This window comes from Vibrio sp. QJM3NY_21, from assembly GCF_057785975.1.
Genome location: NZ_CM173514.1, coordinates 1,392,984 through 1,413,278, shown reverse-complemented (window position 1 = coordinate 1,413,278; position 20,295 = coordinate 1,392,984). Strand labels below are relative to the sequence as shown.

Sequence of the window (20,295 nt, the reverse complement as noted above, 5' to 3'; positions counted from 1 at the left end):
AAGATATTGCTTAATAGCGCCTGCCGAGGCCCTGAAAATGCAAAACACTGGCTGGTGGGTAACGTAATCGTTTTCTTTCGACTGTTGAACGATATTTTCGGATTTTAAACCTATAAATATGTTATTTGTCAGTGATATTAACCGACAAGTCATTACTATTTGGAAGGTTGATTTGATTGGGTTTTGTAAATGCCTTAAATGTAAGTGTGAGTAAGAAAATAAAGCAAACGTAAGCGTTGTATAGGCAATTAAAACACCTTGAATAGCGAGTTATTGATGGCCAACCTTCTTAAACTAAGGCGTACTGGTGGTTAAGCACTGCGTTTTGTAAACGTGTATGTACAAAAGTGATTACAATGTTTTGCGTACGGTAAAAGTGAGGCTCGAATCACAACATTGATGATATATGAGCAGTATATATACTGCCCTCGCTTTTAATAAATACTGGTGATAGGAATGTCGAAAACCAAAGTGCTCATTGTCGAAGATGACCAAGAGATAGCTCGTTTAACTACGCTTTACCTAGAAGCTGAAGGCTACGATGTTAGCGTTGTTCATGAAGGGAATTTAGCACTTGAAGCGATCCGCAGTATTGAACCTGATTTAGTGCTGTTGGACTTGATGCTTCCAGGCATGAGTGGCGCTCAAATTTGCCGTCAGGCTCGAGAGTTTTACAATGGAATAATTTTAGTGTTGACCGCCTCTGCCGATGAAATGAGTGAGGTAAGCTTATTTAAGTTTGGCGCGGATGATTACGTTGCAAAGCCTATTCGTGGCCATGCTTTGTTGGCGCGAATTGAAGCGTTATTACGTCGAGCTGCTCCTATTGCTATCGCGCCAGAAAAAACGGCTGAAAAGCAATGCGATATTGTGATCAACAATATTGCTCAAAGTGCCACTCTGTATGGGCAAAATCTTAAGCTTACTTCTGCCGAGTTTGAAATCTTAAACCTTCTTGTGAATAACATCTGTCAGGTCGTGACTCGAGACCAGTGCTGTCAGTTATTTCGAGGGATTGATTATGCTTTTAATGATCGTTCTATTGATATGCGAGTTTCCGGTTTAAGACGAAAACTACGCATTCACGCAAAAGACAAACAGTTGATCCGTACGGTTCGCAATAAGGGGTACATGCTGGTTGCGTAAGTTCATGACTGCGAAACTTCGTTCTGTTTCGATGTTTGCCCGATTGTATCTTGGGATTGTGGTTGGTATGTCGGCAACGATCTTTTTGTTTGTGAACCTAGGTGAAGGGCACATGCGAAGAACCGAGATCGAAACTTTCCTAAATGATGGTATTTACTTCGTTGAGCAGTATACCCGTCAGCACAATCAATATAATTCACTGTATAAAGAACTCGATAGAACAGGCTATCAACAATTTTATATCTTCAATTTACGACTGCTAGATAATTGGTCGGGAGAAGCTCCCTGCCAACGATGCGAGTTATTCACCACTTTAAATGGTGTACCCATATATCTCAGTGATAACGATCTTTACTCGGCGGTGTTTCAACTTCCAAATTCTAAATTTAGTTTCGCGTTCAGTGAGGTAGGGGATTTTTTCTCTCCTGAAATTGAATGGTATGAAGATTCAGAAAGAAACTTTTTACTTGGGCTTTTGTTCGCCATTATTGTCGCCATAGGCGCAAGTGTTTACTTACCTGTGAGGCGTTTTCAAGAAAGAATCGAGTTGCTGGTTGAGAAGCAAAAACAGTTTGGTCGGGGGAAACTCAGTACTCGTTCTGACCTAGACGACATTCATCCTGTGTCTGATTTGGCCAGCAGCTTTAACTTCATGGCGGAAGAGATCGAGAGCAAAGTGAAACAAAGCCACATCTTTGCTCAAGCTATCCCACATGAGGTGCGCACCCCGCTCAGTCGTATTCAGCTGGCGACCGATATTCTAAGAAGGGGAGCCCCCGACCATCATCAGGCGCTTTTCGATGATATTGATACCTACATTGAGGATATCAACGATCTCACTTCAGAAATTATCATGCTGTCGAAGTTGAATGTCATGGATAACTCATTCTTTGAGCTCGTTAAAGTGACCTCTGATCTTCATGAGTACTGTCTCGATCGTATTCGTTACTCTCAGTTAGACAATGTGCTCTTTGAATCCAAAGTAGGGCAAGATTGCAAGATTAAGTGTGACTGCTCAATGGCACGTTTGGTCTTCGATAATATTCTCAAAAACGCGGGTAATTACACGCGCGATGAGGTGTGGATGACACTGGATGAGAATTCAGAAAATTGGCTAGTGGTTATTGAAGATAATGGTTCTGGAATCCCAGAAGACAGTCGTGATGAAGTATTTCTTCCGTTTTCCCGTCTAGATTCAAGCAGAACCTCAACAACGGGTGGTTTGGGGTTAGGCCTCGCGATTGCGATTTCAGCGGCTAAAAAGCTTTCTTGGGATATCAAAATCGATGACAGCAACCATGGTGGAGCTAAGTTCAGTATCGTGATTCCTAAGACCGTATAACTGGGCGCTCTGAGGGCTACTTAGGTTCTAGGTTCGTAAAATAACAAAGCCACGGTCGAATACCGTGGCTTTTTAGTATGCTCATTTACATAATAGTGACTGCTTAGAGCTTAGAGCGATGAAGACCATAAATGGCGTGGTCTACGATGCGGCCATTCAAGTTCTCATTACGAGTTATAATACCTTCTAACGTGAAATGTAAGCGCTCACAAACTTTACGGCTGCTCATGTTCTCAGTGGCAGCTGATATTTCAATCTTTTCCATATCTAACTCATTGAAAGCAATATCAATCAGTTTTTCGACCACACGGGTGACTATCCCTTTACCTTGGTACGATTCAGACAGCCAGTAACCTATCGTGACTTTCTGTTTGTTGTGGTCAATGGTGTTGAAGCTACAGTTACCGACGATATTGTCTTTATACACAATCGCACATGTCATGCTTTTCCCTTCCGCATAATCGTGTAGCGAGCGCTGGATGAAGATCCTAAAGTCTTGCTCGGTTTTACAATGTGGTGGCCACACAAGCCATTGGCTTAGATACTCATTCTGACTTTGTGAAATTTCCGCATAGTGAGAAGCGAAACTCTCTTCAACCAATGCGATGGATAGTTCGTTATCGATAATCGTTTTAAACATGTCTTTCCTTTTCTTTTGGCTGATGATTTAGTGATTTTTGGTCGGCAGGCTATAATGTCGCATGATTTTCAATATGCAACCACTTGTAGCACGGATTTTTCGTGATACGTTAGTTCTATCACGAAACTCATTAAACCTTACAATAGTTGTGTATATAACCATTAGCTATGCATTAGTATTAGCAGCCTAAATATATAAAAACTATAAAAATGCTAGGCTTAAATAATGAATCAACATTGCCAAGAGGTAACCGTAGACCTAAGAAAGGCTCTATTTGGTATTGCTAAGGCGCTTGATAACGTCGGTTTTGAAAGCAAAAACCATGGGCAGAGGGTAGGTTATATCGCGTATCGATGTGCTCTGAGCGTCGGGTGGGAAGAAGAGCAGGCCCAACTTGCGTTCTCATTAGGGTTAATTCACGACTGTGGCGTATCGCAAATTGATGAGCAGCTCAGCTTAACTTCTGGGTTTGTGCCTGACTCGAGCTATCACCATTGTCAGAAGGGCTACCAAATCTTAAAAGAGTGCCCAGTTCTTTCTATATTCGCTAAGCCGGTTCTTTATCATCATACCCCGTGGGCTGAGTTAAAGGCTATTCATATCAGCGAGTTAGAAAAAGAATTGGCCGCGATCGTGATGCTTGCCGACAGAGTCGATTATCTATACGGCATAACCTCTTCTGATCGTTATGGAAATTTAACACCAGATGGAAAAGCGAGCATTATCGAACGTTTGACTGAACAAGCTGACGAGATGTTCGAAACCAACCTTGTACAACACATGTGTGAGCTGGTCGATCTGGATGATTTTTGGTTCTCGATGGAAATCCCTTACATCGAGAACATGAGGGATAACTTTGAGCCTGTGCCATTCTTCTCTCAGCAAATGTCGCTGGACGAGACGGTGGCCTTTGCCGAGTTTATCGCCAATGTTGTTGATACAAAAAGTTCGTTTACTTTTAAGCATTCGTTGAAAGTCGGGCAGCTTTCTGAATATCTCGCTAAGCAGTTGGGTTATTCATACACAACTCAGCGTAAACTCTATTTAGCCGGGCTAGTTCATGACATCGGCAAACTGCAAACACCTAATGACATTCTTCATAAGCCGGATTTGTTGACCGAAGAGGAGTATTGCTGTATTAAACGCCACGCAACGGACACTCGATTCGCACTGCAAGAGCTGTTTAGTTCTCCTCAGGTATGCCAATGGGCATCCAATCATCATGAAAGGTTAGATGGATCAGGTTACCCAATGGGTAAAACGGCGGAAGAGCTGGATCAACCGAGTCGGATCGTCGCTGTGGTAGATGTATTCCAAGCATTATCTCAATCACGTCCTTATCGTGCTGGTATGACGTTAGAACAGACGATGGCTATTTTGAGAGACTATGTTGAAAACTATAAGTTGGATAGAGAAGTGTTTGAATGTCTTGAAAAACACGCACAGTACTGTTTCGAGTTATCAACTGATAAAAGAATGTACGCGTTTTAACGCTAGTGAATGCTGATTGGTTGTGAGGCGTTGGCGTGATGCACTTGTTAGTCATGCATTTGTAAGCCATATATTTTTGTAAACCATGCCTTCTGTAAATCATGAATGGGTAAGCCATGCGTTTCAATTCATGCTAAAAGATAATTGACTAAGCACCAGAAACAGAAAAGCGATAGCCGAGACTATCGCTTTTTTAATGGGGGCATATCAGGATCTTTAGATCGAGATTAGTAGCGTTTTAAGATCTCGATGATCTCTAGCTCTGTTTCCGCTGCGATAATGGCATCAATGTCATCATCATTTTGGAACAACTCTGATAGCGCCATAATAGTATGGATATGGCTGTCTGAGTCCATCGCTGCCAGAGTGATTGAAAGGTAAACGTCACCGTTGTCTTCCGACTCTAAATCAACACCCTTTTTGAATACTGTCACCTGTAGTGATGCTTCGTTCACACCATCTTCAGGACGAGCATGAGGCATCGCTATCTTTGGTGCTAGAACATAGTACGCGCCGATGTCTTTGTGCTTTTGCTTGATAGCTTCAACATAGCTTGCTTCGATTTTTTTGCTTGATAACAGTGTTGAACAGGTTAAATCAATCGCAGCATCAACTGTTAGGTTCTCTTCAGAGTTGATGATAACGCCTTGGTTACCGATTAAATCAAATAGGCTCATGAAACAATCCATCCTAGAATCAGACCAACAACACCGAAGTCGAAGTCAGCAAATGTTGTCGCTTCAAGACCAAGGCCACCCAGTACTGGAAGCAGCAGCATCGGTAGGAAAGAGATACACAGACCTTGCGTGAATGAACCTAGGATTGCGCCACGTAAACCGCCAGTTGCGTTACCGTAAACGCCTGCCGCACCACCTACGAAGAAGTGTGGAACCACGCCCGCTACAATGATTGTCCAACCAAGTGCACCTTGTACTGCCATTGCTAGTAGACCAGCAGCGAAAGAACAAAGGAAACCGATAAGTACCGCGTTTGGCGCTACAGGGAATACCATTGGGCAATCTAGAGCAGGTTTTGCACCCGGAACTAGTTTGTCAGAAATACCTTTAAATGCAGGAACGATTTCAGCAATTAGCATCTTCACACCTTGCAATACGATGTAAACACCACCTGCAAAGATTAGAGATTGCATGAAGGTAAACACAACCCAGTTTTGACCGCTTGATACTGTTTCTACAAACTCGCCGCCCGCAATAATAGACGCAAGCATGAAGAAGATTGCCATTGTTGTTGCTACGGCTACTGGCGTATCACGCAGGAACATTAAGCTTTTAGGAACTTGGATGTCTTCTGTTGATTTTGATGTGTCACCGAATTTGCTACCAATGAAGCCAGACACGATGTAAGACAGTGTCGAGAAGTGACCGATAGCCAGTTGATCAGTACCCATTACTTTTTCAGTGTACTTTTGGCCTAGAGCTGGCATCACAACCATTAGTGTACCCACAATGATAGAGCCAATTGCGACTAGAGCAGTGCCTTCAATGTTTGCTGTAGACAGAATTACCGCTACTAGCATAGACATGAACATTGTGTGGTGACCCGTTAAGAAAATATATTTTAAAGGAGTAATGCGAGCCAATAAAATATTCACAACGAATGCGAAGAACATAATTAGAGCCATTTCATAACCGAATGCTTCTTGTGCTAATGCAACAATTGCTTCGTTATTTGGAATAACACCACTTACGCCGAATGCTTCAGTAAATACAACTGAGAAGTTATTTAGTGCGCCAACAAGAGCGCCAGCACCAAAACCTAAAATTAGGAAACCCATTACGGTTTTAATTGTGCCTTTTAGAATGGTAGAAATATCAGCTTTTTGTGCAACAAGGCCAATGAAAGCAATTAAACCTACCATGATTGCTGGCTCTTTTAATAAGCCGAGCATGAATTCGAAAAAGTTTTGCATAATTTGACCTTACATGAAAGTTTTTAGTTGTTCTTCGATTGATGCTTTGTCAAAAATATTTTTAAGGCTGATGATGTTCTCTTTTCCACCGTCTTTCAGTTGGTTAGCAACGTCTGTTGCCGCGACCCAAATATCCGCATTGCTTGATGCTGCAGAAGATAGATCTTCGTGATCAATCTCTGCTTCGAAACCGATTTTTTTAGCCACTTCTTTCACTGCCATTTCCATCATTAGTGAAGTACCAAGGCCGTTACCGCAAACTACAAGAATCTTTTTCATAATATTTGTCTCAATTGGATTTTAGGGGTTGAGAAACTGCGTTCTCTTATTGTGTGAGAGCATAATAATGGAAATATTCAGATTTCAATAAGATCTCCATCACAAAGCTAAAATGAGATTGTGATGGAGATCTCGTTAATTCGTGTTAAAGATCCAGATTGAGACTTTGATCAAATTTAACTTTTCACTCGAATATGCAACGTATCTTATTGAGAAAGGCAGGGGTTAATGTATTTATTTTTCGGAAGACAAATATTTAGAAGAACTGTGAAATAAAATAGATAACTAATCGTATCGACCGTAATCGGTAAGCATTTTCTTAAGCATACTATTGACGTCTTTGGTCTTTTTATTTCTTTTTGTTAATTGACTAAGAGAGGTTGGCTTTGGAGCCTCAGTTTTATCATTCTCAACATCTTCGACCTTATCTTTCATTTTTTGTACAGCGGGCAATAACATTCGAATTTCTTCGTTATTAGTATTGGTTAGTACCACAATATTTTCAGATTCAACTTGGGTAATGGTCAATATTCCATGTTTAACGGATTCAACCTTTTCACCAATCATTATTGATTCAGGTGCGACAGAGCGATCGGTTAACTGACCTGTACGTAATTTCGCCGCACTGATAGCGCGGATATTTCCGGTGTTTTCAAACGCGACAATAACAGTATAGGTATTATAATATTCAACTACTGTCACATAGCCATGTCTATTTGTTTTGAATTTAGCTCCATTGTTCATGTCGTGCGGAGCTTCCATTTTCTTCAAGTGTGTCCTCTCTTAGTCTCGATGGCTGTTATATCTAATCAGCTCTATTAGTATTTTATAGATAATTATTTGGTGAGATCATACAAAGTATATACGCATCTAAACTTAAGATGAATCTTGAAGTATCGGGAAATGAGGCAGAGCACAGAAAAGTAGTAAGAATCACACAGAATTAACCGAGTGATTACGCTCGTACGTTTAAAGGCTTAACATTACAAATTCAACTTCATACAGGTTGTTTACAGTTTTTATGCACACAAAAGACGATAAACACAGCGTTTTGTTTAATCCTTGACCGCGCGATCGTTTGCGTCAAAAAATGTGATGAAAGTCTCACTTAACTGTTTATACTTCTTTTCCGGTTTTAAGCCGGTGCTTAGCCAATACAAGCCGTCACATGGATATGTGAATGACCCCACGGACCGGACCAGCTACGTTCCACTGCTTGTATAAGGTGATTTTTACATGAACAACTCGTTGTTACAGTCGCTAACGTTGTTAGCTCCTTCATCGCGTAGCGTTTTGCTTGCGGTTCTTTGTCCTATTCCTTTGATGTCATTCGTTTGGCTCATGTTCACTCTTTAAGGATTACTAGGACACATTATGAATATTCTATTTGGTCTTGTCGGTGTTATTGCACTGATTGCTTGCGCATGTCTGCTATCTGAGAGTCGCTCTTCTATTAACTGGAAAACGGTCTCTCGGGCACTATTACTTCAAATCGGCTTCGCTGCTTTGGTGTTGTATTTCCCTTGGGGACAACTGGCGTTAACAAGCCTAAGCAGTGGCGTTTCGAGCTTGCTTGGTTTTGCAGACGTTGGTATCGCTTTCCTATTTGGTGATCTGGCTACTGAAGGTTTCATTTTCGCGATTCGCGTACTTCCAATCATTATCTTCTTCAGTGCTTTGATCTCTGCGCTTTATTACTTAGGCGTTATGCAGAAAGTGATTCAAGTTCTTGGTGGAGCCGTGCAAAAACTGCTGGGTACCAGTAAAGCTGAATCTCTAGTTGCAACAGGTAATATCTTCCTTTCTCAGGGTGAGTCTCCTCTTCTTATTCGTCCCTTTTTAAAGTCTATGACTCGTTCTGAACTGTTTGCTGTAATGGCGGGCGGCATGGCGTCAGTAGCCGGCAGTGTACTGGGTGGCTATGCAGGATTAGGTGTTGAGCTTAAATACCTTATTGCAGCAAGCTTCATGGCGGCTCCGGGCAGCCTATTGATGGCGAAGATCATTGTTCCTGAGCGTAGTACTCCGAGTGACTACGACCACATTGAGCTAGATAAAGCTGACCAAAGCAACGTGATCGATGCATTGGCAAGTGGCGCAATGAACGGTATGAAGGTGGCGGTCGCTGTCGGCACTATGTTGGTTGCATTCGTGAGTGTGATTGCAATGGTCAACACGGGTTTAGAAAGTCTAGGCGAAATGTTCGGTTTTGCGGGCATTACCCTGCAAGCTATCTTTGGTTACCTATTCTCGCCTCTTGCATGGTTAATTGGTATCCCGAGTGATGAAGTATTAATGGCAGGTTCTTACATCGGTCAGAAGATTGTAATGAACGAGTTTGTTGCTTTCATCGACTTCGTTGAGAACAAAGCTCTGCTGTCTGAACATAGCCAAGTGATTGTGACTTTTGCATTGTGTGGTTTTGCCAACATTGGTTCTATCGCGATTCAATTAGGTTCGATTGGTGTGATGGCACCAGAGCGTCGTGCAGAAGTGGCAAACTTAGGTTTGAAAGCGGTAGCGGCTGGTACGTTAGCTAACCTAATGAGTGCATGTTTAGCGGGTATCTTCATCCTGCTTTAAGCTAGATTAAGTTAAAGTAGCTAGATTCAATAAAAGCGCTTAAATTTAGTAAAAGCGGGTATCTTACTTACGGAGTTTACGTAAGAAGGGTATCCGCTTTTTTGTGCCTGCTGGTTAGGTTGATTCAGATTCAAACCACCACTTCTCATTGTTCTGTAGTGTGTTAGGCTCACTCGGAAGAGTAATAGAGCAAGCTCCTTTTATCCGATATACTTGAATATCATTAGGTTGCGATTAATAGCATTCGACTTCGATTAAGAACATTCGACTTCGATTGAGAATATTCGGTTTCGACTAAGCACATCCGCTTTCGACTAAGAACAATGGCAACCAAGTCCAATAAATCAAAGGTCTCCCCATGAACATGCGCGTTCTCATCGGTCTTATCACTGCCTTTATCGGCTTGTTTGCGATGGTTTATCTTATTGCTGTTGGTACTCAGTTCCCTATCTCTCAGTGGCCGCAAGAGGCTTACCACGGTTTAGTCTTCAGCATCGTATGGGGCACTGGCGTCGCCGCATCGGTGGCGTACTTCTTCTCGGCATTGGTGTTTGTGACTATTGCCGTGGTTTGCTATGCGATTGGTTATAAGATCGGTGGGCTCTTTTCTAGCAAGTCAGAAGCATAAAACAGAAGTTTAAACGTACACTTTTTGCATTTTCTTTTAGGGTTAACGTTCGCCTTAACCCTCCCTTAACCTCCAGCTCGTTATCTTGCCTCCATTCTTACAGGAGACAAGAAGATGAAATTGAATCTTCCTTTAAAACATTCCCTTATTTCACTTGCTCTAATCGGGTTGATCGGTTGCACGACAACCAGTCAGGCTGACTATGTTTCGTTAGCAGAGCAAAGCACTAGCAAGACACAGCAAAGCTTGCTTTCAGAGCTGATCCAACAAACCTCTGAAGAACAGGCTTTGAACCAGCATGCTTCTAATGAACAAGAGTTAGATACAGAGAATCTACAACTCACCGATTTAGTGAATGCGCCGGAGCTCGATCTCTATATCGAGCGCGCTCTGCAGAACAGTCCAAGCCTTCAACAAAGTATCACAGCACTCAAAATTGCCTATGCACAGCAAGGTGTGACGTCTGGCGACCGCTTACCAACCGTCGATGCGAGTTTTTCTGGTCAAGCTGACGAAGGCACTAACGGCTCAAGCACCACTGAAACCTACACCACGGATGTCACGGTCGGTTGGGAGTTGGACTTATGGCAGAAATTAGCAGACACAAACAACGCCGCGTTAAAAGATATTGCGACGTCTCAGGCTAACCTTCAGGGCGCTCAAGATCTTTTGGTCGCGAGTGTTATGAGAGGTTGGCTTGATATCAGTTTGAAGCAGCAGCTTGTTGATATTGAAACGCAGCGCTTAGTGATCCTCGAAAACAACGAAGAGCTGGTTTTAGAACGTTATCGCACAGGGCTAGGTAGCCTTGAAGAGCTAGATAACGCCAAAACGAGCAGCGCATCGACTCAAGCAACTTTGGCCGATTACCAAGAGCAACTGGCACAAAGTCGACGCGCGTTAGTTTTGTTAACGGGGCAGTGGAGTGGGGAGTCTGAGGAGTTATCACTTGCGGATCTCGGTTCATTCCCAACCATCATTAACCCGCTAGACAACATGCCGACGCAAGATCTGGCAGGGCGTCCGGATCTTCAAGCGGCTTTCTTCAATATTGAAGCAGAAACACTGCGTGCTGATGCTGCATACAAAGCGATGCTGCCTTCGATCAGCTTATCAGCAAGCCTAACCGATATGGCGGAATCTCCGAATGAAGCCTTGTTGACCGGACCTTTGTGGAGCGCACTTGGTCAAGTGTCAGCACCACTGTTTCAAGGTGGCAAGCTTAAAGCACAGGCAGAGATTGCAGACTTAACCACAGAATCCAGCTACTGGGCTTACCAAGAAACCCTACTTACTGCGGTGAATGAAGTGGAGAACGCGATGGGTCAAGAGTCCTCACTAACTCTTCAACAGCAACACCTAACGAACGCCTTGGTGAGCGCACAACGCAGCTTCACCAGCTATGAAGAGAAATACCGTCAGGGTTTGGTCGACATTTTTGATCTACTTACTGTTCAGCAACAAACCTATGACCTTGAAGCGCAGCTAACACAAACCATCTATAACCGTCTTGTAAACCGAATTGATTTAGGCCTAGCTCTGGGCTTAGGAGTATCTTCATGAAACTGAACACCATCACAATTGCAATCACCCTTGTTGCGGGTTCAAGCATTTTTGCTGCCCTTGCTTACAACGGCTCTCAAGTGGCTCCTGCTCCTCAAAAGGCGAATGAACTAACGGTTTCCGAGCCTCAGGCTATGTCTGTTGACACTAAGTCTCTCGAAATGACGCCTGTTGAAACGACAACTTTGTCTGCATCGCAACAGCAACAAGTGTCAGTGGTACTCGCCACTCTCGGAGACTACCAAGCGGAAGTGGTGGGCTACGGAGAAGCGAAGTCGCGTTATGAGTTGATGTTTTCAACAGAAGTTAGTGGCCGAGTAGAAGCAATCAGCTCGCAGTTCGAAACCGGGCAAGTGATTGGCCAAGGTGAGGTGATCGCCAATATCGACTCGACCAACTATCAACAAGCGGTTACACAAGCGAAAGCGAATGTTGCTCAAGCTCAATTGGATTTATTGGAAGAACAGAGACAAGGCGAACAAGCTAAGTCTGAATGGCAACGATCTGGTTTGTCTGGCGAGCCGGATTCACCTTTAGTATTACGCGAACCACAACTGGCACAAGTAATAGCTGCCTTAGAGAACGCCAAGCTTGAATTGGTAAAGGCTCAGCAAGACCTCAAAAAAACAACCTTGGTTGCCCCTTTTGATTCGTTAGTCGTGAGCCGTGATGTTCAACCGGGAAGCTACGCACAAACGGGCGCGCAGATTGCTACGTTATACAGCGTTGATGAGGTTGAGGTCTCTGTTCCTTTGTCTGAAAGCCAATGGTTGAGCTTACCCAACAGCGATAACTCGCAATTGAAAGAGCAGCCGTGGCCAGTGATTCTGTCGAGTTCTGATGGTCAGTACCAGTGGCAAGGTTATGTCGAGCGAGTAGAGCAGCACTTACAACAAGACACACGTCAACGTTCACTGATCGTGAAAGTCGATAACCCTTTGGAGCAAGAGAAAGATCTTTATCCAGGCACATTCGTGCAGGCAACGATCTCGGGTAAGCAACTAACTCAATTATGGGAGCTGCCAGCTTCAGCACTTTCGCAGCAGGGTGACCTGTGGTTTGTGGATGGCAACGGTCTGCTCTCTAAATCAAACGCGAATGTTGAGTTTGAAAAGGGCGGTTTGATTTACATCGACCCTACCAAGCTGAACAACTCTGCCGATCTGAATAGCCTTACAGAATCAAATAGTGACAGTGTGCAAGTGGTAAAGCGTCCGTTAAGCAGCTTTAAAGCAGGCATGGTCGTTCTGGCTAAGGGTTAATCATGTCAAACAAGCAGCATACAGGCGCTATTGCATGGTTTGCTAACAACTCTGTGGCAGCGAACTTATTGTTAGTGGGCGTGATCATTATTGGCGTGTTATCGCTTAACACGTTACGTAAAGAGGCCTTCCCAAGTCTTGAACCCGATGTTGTCACAGTTTCAGTTACTTATGACAGTGGTGACCCTGTTCAAGCGGAAGAAGGGTTAGCGATCAAGATAGAAGATGCGTTAGAAACTGTGCCGGGTATTAAGCGTATTACGTCGACTTCTGATGCCAACGGCAGCCACGTCTCGATTGAGAAAACGAGCACCTATGATCTTGATACTCTGTTAACCGACGTTAAAACTAAGGTTGATGCGATCAATAACCTGCCTGCGGGCGCTGACAATCCTGTGATTGATAAGGCTCGCATGCAAGACCACGCCTTATGGGTACAGCTTTATGGGGATGCAGACCGAGCAACGCTGCAGAGCTTAGCTGAGCAACTAAAGTCGGATTTACTGAGCCAATCGGCCATTCGTGACTTAGAGATTAAGGCTAAAGCCGATCCTATGATCTCGGTCGAGGTTGATGAGAATAAACTTCAAGCTTATGGATTAACCCTGACTGACGTCTCTGAAGCGATCAATGCGGAATCTTCTGCGGCTATTTCGACGAGCCTTCGCAATGGCGAGAAAACGGTTCGTTTGAAGGTGTCTGAGCAGGCGTATGAACTGCAAGATTTCAACGCGATTCCGGTGATGACGACCACTGATGGTACTCAAATTACATTGGGTGACATTGCTAACGTTGAAGACATGTTTGCCGATGACACCTTCATGCTTTCTCGTTACAACCAACATAATGCAATGGCGATTCAGATCGTGATGGATGAATATGGAGATGTCGTCAGCATCGTTGAACAGGCTCAACAAGTGGTAGATCGCTGGGAAAACAGCAACATGCTGCCGAGCGATGTCGAAATCGAAACGTGGTACGACAAAAGTACCATGATCAAAGACCGTTTGAGCCTGTTGGTGAAGAACGCGTTAACGGGTATTGCTCTGGTATTCATCGTGTTAGCGGTATTCCTTAATGTGCGTGTCGCTTTCTGGGTGGCTGCGGGCTTACCGTTCGTATTCTTTGGCACCATGTTCTTCATGACAGACACCTTTATGGGGTTAACCATCAATGAAATGACCACCTTTGGTTTCATTATGGCGCTCGGAATAGTCGTCGATGATGCGGTGGTCGTCGGGGAAAGCATTTACTCCACGCGTAAGGAAGAAGGGGATTCGATCGGCAGTACTATTCGAGGCACGATGAAGGTGGCATCGCCAACCATATTTGGTGTGCTAACGACGGTTGTTGCTTTCTTAGCACTGGCTAACGTTGAAGGCAAAATGGGTCAGATTTACGCTCAGTTCGGCACGGTCGTGACTATCTGTTTGTTGCTGTCTTTGGTTGAGTCTAAGTTCATCCTGCCATCGCACCTCGCGCATATTAATACCAAGCGCAGCGACAAAAAGGGGCTTTGGGCTCGTGTTCAACATGCTGCCGATACTGGGCTAGGTTGGTTTAATAAGCGCATCTATTGCCCTGTGATTGAATGGGCGCTGAAACTGCGTTACGCCGTGGTAATGGTTTTCTTGTCACTGCTTATCTTGGCGGCGGGGCTGCCAATGACTGGGGCGGTACGTGTGGCATTCTTCCCTGATATGCCGGGCGACACCGTGACTGCTGACATGTCGATGCAAAACGACGCGAGCTTTGGTCAAACACAACAGAACTTGCTAGTGCTTGAAGCGGCGGCAACACAAACGGATGAAACTCTGAGAGCGCAATACGGTGCTCAAGATGAATCATCGGAACTGCTTAGCCTTCAGGTTATCGCCGATGCTGATGATTCTGGCCAAGTTAAAATTGAATTAGATAGCGACAGTGTCTACACATCGAACGAGTTTGCAGATGCTTGGCAAGAGACTGTGGGCCAGATGGAAGGGGTTAAGAAGCTCAAGATCTTGTCTAAAATGGAGATGGTCGACAACTTCAAAGTAGAATTGAAAGCGTGGAACGAAGAATCTGTTACTGCGGCGGGCAATGAGTTCTTAACTAAGCTTCAAGCTATTGACGGTGTGAGTGGCATTGATCATAACTTGGATCTGGGTGAGCCTCAGTATCGTTTTGAATTAACACAACAAGGTCGCGCGTTGGGGTTTGATACTGCAAGCCTTTCGCAACAAGTACTGCAAGCGTTTGGTGGTGATATTGTTCAGCAGTTCCAACGTGGTAAAGATGAAGTGAAAGTCCGTGTTCGTTATCCTGAATCGGATCGTCAAACCATTGCGGATATCAAACAATCGAGCGTGAGAACCAACGACGGTACCGTGGTACCTTTGAGCACAGTCGCTAAAGTATATTCTGATTACCAAGTATCAGAGATCACACGCATTGATAGCCAACGTGCTGTGTACATCAGTGCAGTATTGGACAAAGAGGTGGTTGCGCCTGCTGAGCTTGTTCATCAGTTGCAAGACACATTAGTACCCGATTTAGAAGCGCAATATCCGGGGCTAACGGTCGACTTTGCTGGTGAAACGGAAGAGCAAGAAGAAACCGCGAGTTCAATGATGAGCATGTTTGTACTCGCCATGATTGCTATCTACACGCTGCTTGCTATCCCGCTGAAGTCTTACATTCAGCCGGTGATCATCATGACGGCGATTCCATTTGGTATTGTTGGCGCAATCCTAGGGCACTGGTGGAATGACTTAACAATCAGTATCCTATCGTTAAACGGCATTCTAGCGTTGAGCGGTGTGGTGGTGAATGACAGCTTGTTGTTGGTTTCTCGTTTTAACGAGCTAATCAAGGAGCAGGGCAAGTCGGTTCACGATGCGATTGTTGAAGCGTGTTCAGGTCGACTAAGAGCCGTGTTACTCACATCGGTCACCACGTTCGCAGGTTTGACGCCACTATTAAGTGAAACGTCTCTGCAGGCTCAATTCCTGATCCCTGCAGCGGCAGCACTAGGTTACGGCATTTTGTTTGCGACGTTTATTACGCTGATTCTGACGCCAGCATTACTAATGATTCAGTGTGAGATTAAGTCGCTGATTCTTAAAGTCACAAATCGAGTCAAAGGCGTTGAACAAACGGCTTAACCATGGCTAAGCTAATGATGATATCTAATAGGTGGATGCTGAATTAGTCTCAGCAGCATTTGTTTAGGTTCATTAGCAGTCAAAGCTCAATAGGCTAAGGCATTACAGAACTGCGCATTACTAGCCACAATATAACTAAAATAGAGGTCGTCATGATGGCAGAATCCGTCACTAATAAACTCACAGATAAGCTTCAATTGCTTTTGGTTGAAGACGACCTCGATTTGGCCACTGCTGTTATTGATTACCTCGATTTAGAAGACATCCAGTGTGATCATGCAGCAAATGGTCTAGCTGGACTCAATCTAATTGAAACTAATCGCTATGACGCAGTAATTCTCGATCTCAACTTACCTAAAATGAATGGCTTGCATGTTTGTGAGAACTTGCGGGCACAGGGGATCGACACACCAGTATTGATGCTGACGGCGCGTGATACGCTTGATGATAAGCTGACAGGCTTTTCAAAAGGTGCCGATGACTACTTGATCAAACCATTTGCGATGGAAGAGTTGATTGTTCGAGCTCAAGTATTGGCAAAGCGGCGCAGTGGTCAGGTTAGCCGCTTATCGGTGAGTGATCTGGAGATCGACCTTAAACAGCATCAAGCTTATCGTGCGAACTCACCTCTAAAGCTTTCCCCAACTGCGCTCAAAATCTTAGAAGTTTTGATGCGATCTAGTCCTAATCCTGTTTCACGAGAGACGATCATGCAGGGCGTGTGGGGCGATGATCAACCAGACAGTAATAGCTTAAAAGTGCATATTTTCAATCTACGTAAACAAGTCGATGCTGAACAAGAGAACAAATTACTTCATACCATTGCGGGCAAAGGGTTTGCGATTAAGGAGCAACCAGAAGGATGAAGATTAGACCAAGCTTAAGAATCTATGTATTGCTGGCGATTCTGGTTACGGGCGTAACGACGATTCTGGTTCTATCAGCATTGAGTATAAATTACTTTATCTCAGGTATGGATGTCGCTATGCGTGGCTCTATGATTGCTCAAGCTCAGCAAGAGGTTGTGAAACCGGGCAAGCCTATGACCAACCAAGAGTTTACTGTGGCGACGCAATGGAGTGACTTGCCACAAAGCATCCAGAGCAACCTCAAGCAGAATGAACTCCAATTCAACCTCATTACTAAAATGATTATTGGTAAATCCATATTTTCACCGCCAGAGGAAGGCTACTTCGCCATGAAGGTGATGAAAGGTGACGAGATTCGTTATGTTTCTGCGGTATTTACTCAAAGGCAAGATCACTTCATAGATAACGATGCGTTTCCGCACTTTGTAACGATTTTTTTGACTGCATTAGGCGCGATTACTCTGTTTGTGGTCATTCTAGTTTTGGTATTACGTAAGGTCGCATCGCCTGTTGAAAGACTCAAAAATTGGGCTAAGTCGTTAGACAAAGACAACCTTAATGAACCCACTCCCGATTTTCATTTCAGTGAGCTGAACACCTTGGCTAACATCATTCGTGATAGCTTAAGTTCGGTTCAAAGCAGTTTAGAACGAGAGCAGAAGTTCTTGGGTTACGCGAGCCATGAGTTACGCACACCTATCGCTGTGACAAGAACCAACAGTGAACTGTTAGAGAAGCTGATTCAAAAAGGTAAGAGCCCAGAAAAGCAGCTTGAAGTGATAGACCGAATTAAGCGCGCGGGTTTCACCATGACAGACCTGACAGAGACCTTGCTGTGGTTAACTCGACAACAAGACAAAGACCTGCCTCAGCAAAACACACATCTTGGCGACATGTTGCAGCAGATAAACCATGACCTAACCTATCTATTGAATGGAAAGGCTGTGGTCGTGAATCTTGAAAGCGATGACACACAGTGCCAGTTACCAGTCGGGTTAACCCGAATAGTATTAACTAACTTGATTCGTAATGCCTTCCAACACACAGGAAGCGGTACTGTAGATATGGTTCAAGTTGGTTCAAAAGTCACCATCGTTAACCACAACACCGACGGCACGGTAGAAGACAATAATCTCGGCTTTGGTCTAGGGTTAGAGCTTACCGAGAAGTTGCTCGCTCAATATCAATGGCAATACCATAACCAAGAGTTGGCTGGTGGCCGTGAAGTGTGGGTGGATTTCTCATAATGCACTGGCGTGATCGTTTTAAGGTGTATTGGTACCACCGAAAGCAGACAAACCGCTCGAATGGCGATAAAGCGAAGTCTTTAGGCTGGACTAATGAAGAGAGCCAATTATGTCGCTTTGAAGTGATTGCTCGCTCGGCCGACTTTGAGAAGAAGAGTGTTTTGGATTTAGGGTGTGGCTACGGGGAGTTGTTTGAACTGCTCGACAGCATCTATCGAATTCAATCTTATACGGGCGTTGATCAACACGCGGACTTCCTAAAAAAGGCCAAGCAAAATTACACCGAAGCTCGTTGCCAGTTTTTATCGGGTGATATGAGTAACATGAGCCTCGAAGCGCACGACGTGGTTATCGCAAGTGGTTCACTGAACTACATCTCTCGTGATTCTGACTATTTGACTAACATGATCACTCGTATGTTTGAGTTGGCGAATCAGACCGTGATTTTTAACCTTCTCAATTCAAGTCAATATCCTTCGCGTAATACCTTAATGAGTTATCACCCTCAGGGCGTTTATCGCTTCTGTAAAACGCTGTGTGACGATGTCTCTCTGATAGAAGGCTATGCAGAAGGGGATTTCACGATAGTGATGAACAAAGCAGTGACAGGGGATTGATATCGTCTTTGTCTTTATCTTTACGCAGGTTTTGATATTAACAACTCTTGATACGAGTACTAACGTAACAAGCAGTAAAAAGCCGCAGACCTTGAGAGGTTTGCGGCTTTTTAGGTTTTATAGATGAACTCCGGAGTTTCTATTTACTCAATGGCTGGTTTTCAATTAGCCCATACGGAATTGTAGTAAACACCTTAGGATTACCTTTTAACGTCGGTGCTTCGTTCACTTGTTGCCAATCGAGCAGCATGATCGCCAACACGTTGCGGTGTTCACCGTACTCAAGGTCAAAATCACCAGTGATTGAAGGAATCATCCCATATTTCTCATCGATAGAGGCTTGGATCGCGAGTCGAGTTTTCTCTACAACCGGGTCATCTTCTAAGCCCGCAAGCAAGAAGGTCAATCCAACCTCTGCAATCACATCTTCTTTAGCGCGCAGTAGAATGGTATCGATGTTCTCTCTGAAGTAATCGTAGATCCATTGGTGTTCTTGCTCACTGACTTGGTGTTGGTAATATTCCGAATCACCAAAGATCACATGTGTCATACCATAGATCTTATTGCCGTATTGCTGGCTTGAAAGCTTCTTGTCTTTGTCGTCTGGGTACGCTTTTTTGAAAGTGTCGACGAACTGGTCAACGACATCTTGCTCACCCAATTGGCGCAGCCAGTAAACCTGATTAGCTAATTGTGCTGCCCAGGCTTTTATCATGTCTTCATTGGTTACGTAGCGAGAGAAGTCATAGCGACGAATGATTTCACGTAGTTTGGCATCGTTCTTGTGTTCTAAACCGTACTCATTGGCACGCGCCATAGAGCCAAGAAGGTCAACGCCAAGGTATAAATATTCTGGCATGTGCTTGGTGATGTTGTAGCGTCGAACGCTGCGTTCATCGTCATCACCCACATACGAAGCCACGCGCTTTTCTGAGTAGAGTACGATCTGTTCCATGGTTTGAACATCATTAGACAGGCGGCTAAGCTTGCTCGATACACGCGCCATGTCGCTCCACACCGCTGCAGAATATTTATCGTCTAATGTTTGTCGATACATACGCAAACCATAGTGACCTTCTTTGAAAGCGGGCAGGGTATAAAGTTGGCTTTCGTAGGTTGTGCGAATCAGATTGGCAGATTGCTTGAAAGATTGTTCTTGAGAGTTAAGAGAATCTGCTTGGATTTGAATACTCGGTACATTTGTCGCCAGAGCGTTCTCTTGTGCGTGAACAGCGACCGTAACTGAGGCCGATAATAATGTGCACAGTGTAATCGTTTTTAGCTTCATGTCGTGAGGTACCAAGCTGATTAATAGTCTATGTAAAATAACATCGATGAATCCTTTAATGTAAGGTTTGAGTCAATACAATGTAAGCTTTATAAGGTTCACTAACCCTTTTTGATTAAGCAATTAGTATAACCAACAGACCTGAAGTGATGAATGGCACAATATTTGATAGATAGTAGACGTTAGTATAGATTTTTAGTGACTTAGCGGCATACTGGAGCAATAAGCCAGAAATGAGCCGTTATAAGGCAGTATATAGAACAA

The 20,295-nt window shown here is 44.1% G+C and carries 17 protein-coding genes; 11 read left to right on the top strand and 6 right to left on the bottom strand.

Annotated elements, in window-relative coordinates; all coding sequences use genetic code 11:
- Nucleotides 1-456 precede the first annotated feature (456 nt).
- Both AC3CID_RS21795 and AC3CID_RS21790 read left to right on the top strand, forming a co-directional pair.
- Complete coding sequence (locus tag AC3CID_RS21795) at nt 457-1,146, top strand: response regulator transcription factor (RefSeq protein ID WP_065205833.1); 690 nt, start codon at nt 457-459, stop codon at nt 1,144-1,146.
- A complete protein-coding gene (locus tag AC3CID_RS21790) occupies nt 1,139-2,488 on the top strand; it encodes a sensor histidine kinase (protein ID WP_054547151.1) in 1,350 nt (449 codons plus the stop codon). Before AC3CID_RS21795 ends, AC3CID_RS21790 begins: the two co-directional genes overlap by 8 nt.
- 103 nt (nt 2,489-2,591) lie before the next feature.
- Here AC3CID_RS21790 and AC3CID_RS21785 read toward each other — a convergent pair whose 3' ends face one another.
- Nucleotides 2,592-3,128, bottom strand: a complete 537-nt coding sequence (locus AC3CID_RS21785; RefSeq protein WP_372243466.1) for a GNAT family N-acetyltransferase — start codon at nt 3,126-3,128, stop codon at nt 2,592-2,594.
- 225 nt (nt 3,129-3,353) lie between these two features.
- Between AC3CID_RS21785 and AC3CID_RS21780 the strand changes: the two genes are divergently transcribed.
- A complete protein-coding gene (locus AC3CID_RS21780) occupies nt 3,354-4,619 on the top strand; it encodes an HD-GYP domain-containing protein (RefSeq protein ID WP_054547150.1) in 1,266 nt (421 codons plus the stop codon).
- Between the two features lie 227 nt (nt 4,620-4,846).
- Here the strand turns inward: AC3CID_RS21780 and AC3CID_RS21775 are convergent, their stop codons facing one another.
- The 4 genes from AC3CID_RS21775 to AC3CID_RS21760 all read right to left on the bottom strand — a co-directional run bounded on the left by AC3CID_RS21775 (nt 4,847) and on the right by AC3CID_RS21760 (nt 7,590).
- A complete protein-coding gene (locus tag AC3CID_RS21775) occupies nt 4,847-5,296 on the bottom strand; it encodes a PTS sugar transporter subunit IIA (RefSeq protein WP_171308021.1) in 450 nt (149 codons plus the stop codon).
- A complete protein-coding gene (ulaA, locus tag AC3CID_RS21770; RefSeq protein WP_004729966.1) occupies nt 5,293-6,549 on the bottom strand; it encodes a PTS ascorbate transporter subunit IIC in 1,257 nt (418 codons plus the stop codon). Before ulaA ends, AC3CID_RS21775 begins: the two co-directional genes overlap by 4 nt.
- 9 nt (nt 6,550-6,558) lie before the next feature.
- Nucleotides 6,559-6,828 carry a PTS sugar transporter subunit IIB gene (locus AC3CID_RS21765; protein WP_004729968.1) on the bottom strand — a complete coding sequence of 90 codons (270 nt, stop codon included), beginning with the start codon at nt 6,826-6,828 and terminating at the stop codon, nt 6,559-6,561.
- 285 nt (nt 6,829-7,113) lie between these two features.
- Nucleotides 7,114-7,590: a hypothetical protein gene (locus AC3CID_RS21760; RefSeq protein ID WP_004729970.1), complete on the bottom strand. Its 477-nt coding sequence runs from the start codon at nt 7,588-7,590 to the stop codon at nt 7,114-7,116.
- A 612-nt stretch (nt 7,591-8,202) separates the two neighbouring features.
- Between AC3CID_RS21760 and AC3CID_RS21755 the strand changes: the two genes are divergently transcribed.
- The 8 genes from AC3CID_RS21755 (at nt 8,203) to AC3CID_RS21720 (ending at nt 18,743) form a co-directional block, all read left to right on the top strand.
- Nucleotides 8,203-9,411: a NupC/NupG family nucleoside CNT transporter gene (locus AC3CID_RS21755; protein WP_488527450.1), complete on the top strand. Its 1,209-nt coding sequence runs from the start codon at nt 8,203-8,205 to the stop codon at nt 9,409-9,411.
- A 358-nt stretch (nt 9,412-9,769) separates the two neighbouring features.
- Complete coding sequence (locus AC3CID_RS21750) at nt 9,770-10,039, top strand: hypothetical protein (RefSeq protein ID WP_488527449.1); 270 nt, start codon at nt 9,770-9,772, stop codon at nt 10,037-10,039.
- 114 nt (nt 10,040-10,153) lie between these two features.
- On the top strand, nt 10,154-11,602 hold the full coding sequence (locus AC3CID_RS21745; RefSeq protein WP_488527448.1) for a TolC family protein: 1,449 nt from the start codon (nt 10,154-10,156) through the stop codon (nt 11,600-11,602).
- Entirely contained in the window at nt 11,599-12,864 is a 1,266-nt protein-coding gene (locus AC3CID_RS21740) for an efflux RND transporter periplasmic adaptor subunit (RefSeq protein WP_488527447.1), read from the top strand. Before AC3CID_RS21745 ends, AC3CID_RS21740 begins: the two co-directional genes overlap by 4 nt.
- Nucleotides 12,865-12,866: 2 nt before the next feature.
- A complete protein-coding gene (locus tag AC3CID_RS21735) occupies nt 12,867-16,010 on the top strand; it encodes an efflux RND transporter permease subunit (protein WP_488527446.1) in 3,144 nt (1,047 codons plus the stop codon).
- Nucleotides 16,011-16,165: 155 nt separating this feature from the next.
- Nucleotides 16,166-16,876: a response regulator transcription factor gene (locus AC3CID_RS21730; RefSeq protein ID WP_114635777.1), complete on the top strand. Its 711-nt coding sequence runs from the start codon at nt 16,166-16,168 to the stop codon at nt 16,874-16,876.
- The gene (locus AC3CID_RS21725; RefSeq protein WP_488527445.1) at nt 16,873-18,126 is read left to right on the top strand and encodes a sensor histidine kinase; all 1,254 of its coding nucleotides are present in this window, start codon (nt 16,873-16,875) and stop codon (nt 18,124-18,126) included. Before AC3CID_RS21730 ends, AC3CID_RS21725 begins: the two co-directional genes overlap by 4 nt.
- The gene (locus AC3CID_RS21720) at nt 18,126-18,743 is read left to right on the top strand and encodes a class I SAM-dependent methyltransferase (RefSeq protein WP_488527444.1); all 618 of its coding nucleotides are present in this window, start codon (nt 18,126-18,128) and stop codon (nt 18,741-18,743) included. Before AC3CID_RS21725 ends, AC3CID_RS21720 begins: the two co-directional genes overlap by 1 nt.
- A 139-nt stretch (nt 18,744-18,882) precedes the next feature.
- Here AC3CID_RS21720 and AC3CID_RS21715 read toward each other — a convergent pair whose 3' ends face one another.
- Nucleotides 18,883-20,031 carry a DUF3541 domain-containing protein gene (locus tag AC3CID_RS21715; RefSeq protein WP_488527443.1) on the bottom strand — a complete coding sequence of 383 codons (1,149 nt, stop codon included), beginning with the start codon at nt 20,029-20,031 and terminating at the stop codon, nt 18,883-18,885.
- Nucleotides 20,032-20,295: the final 264 nt, after the last annotated feature.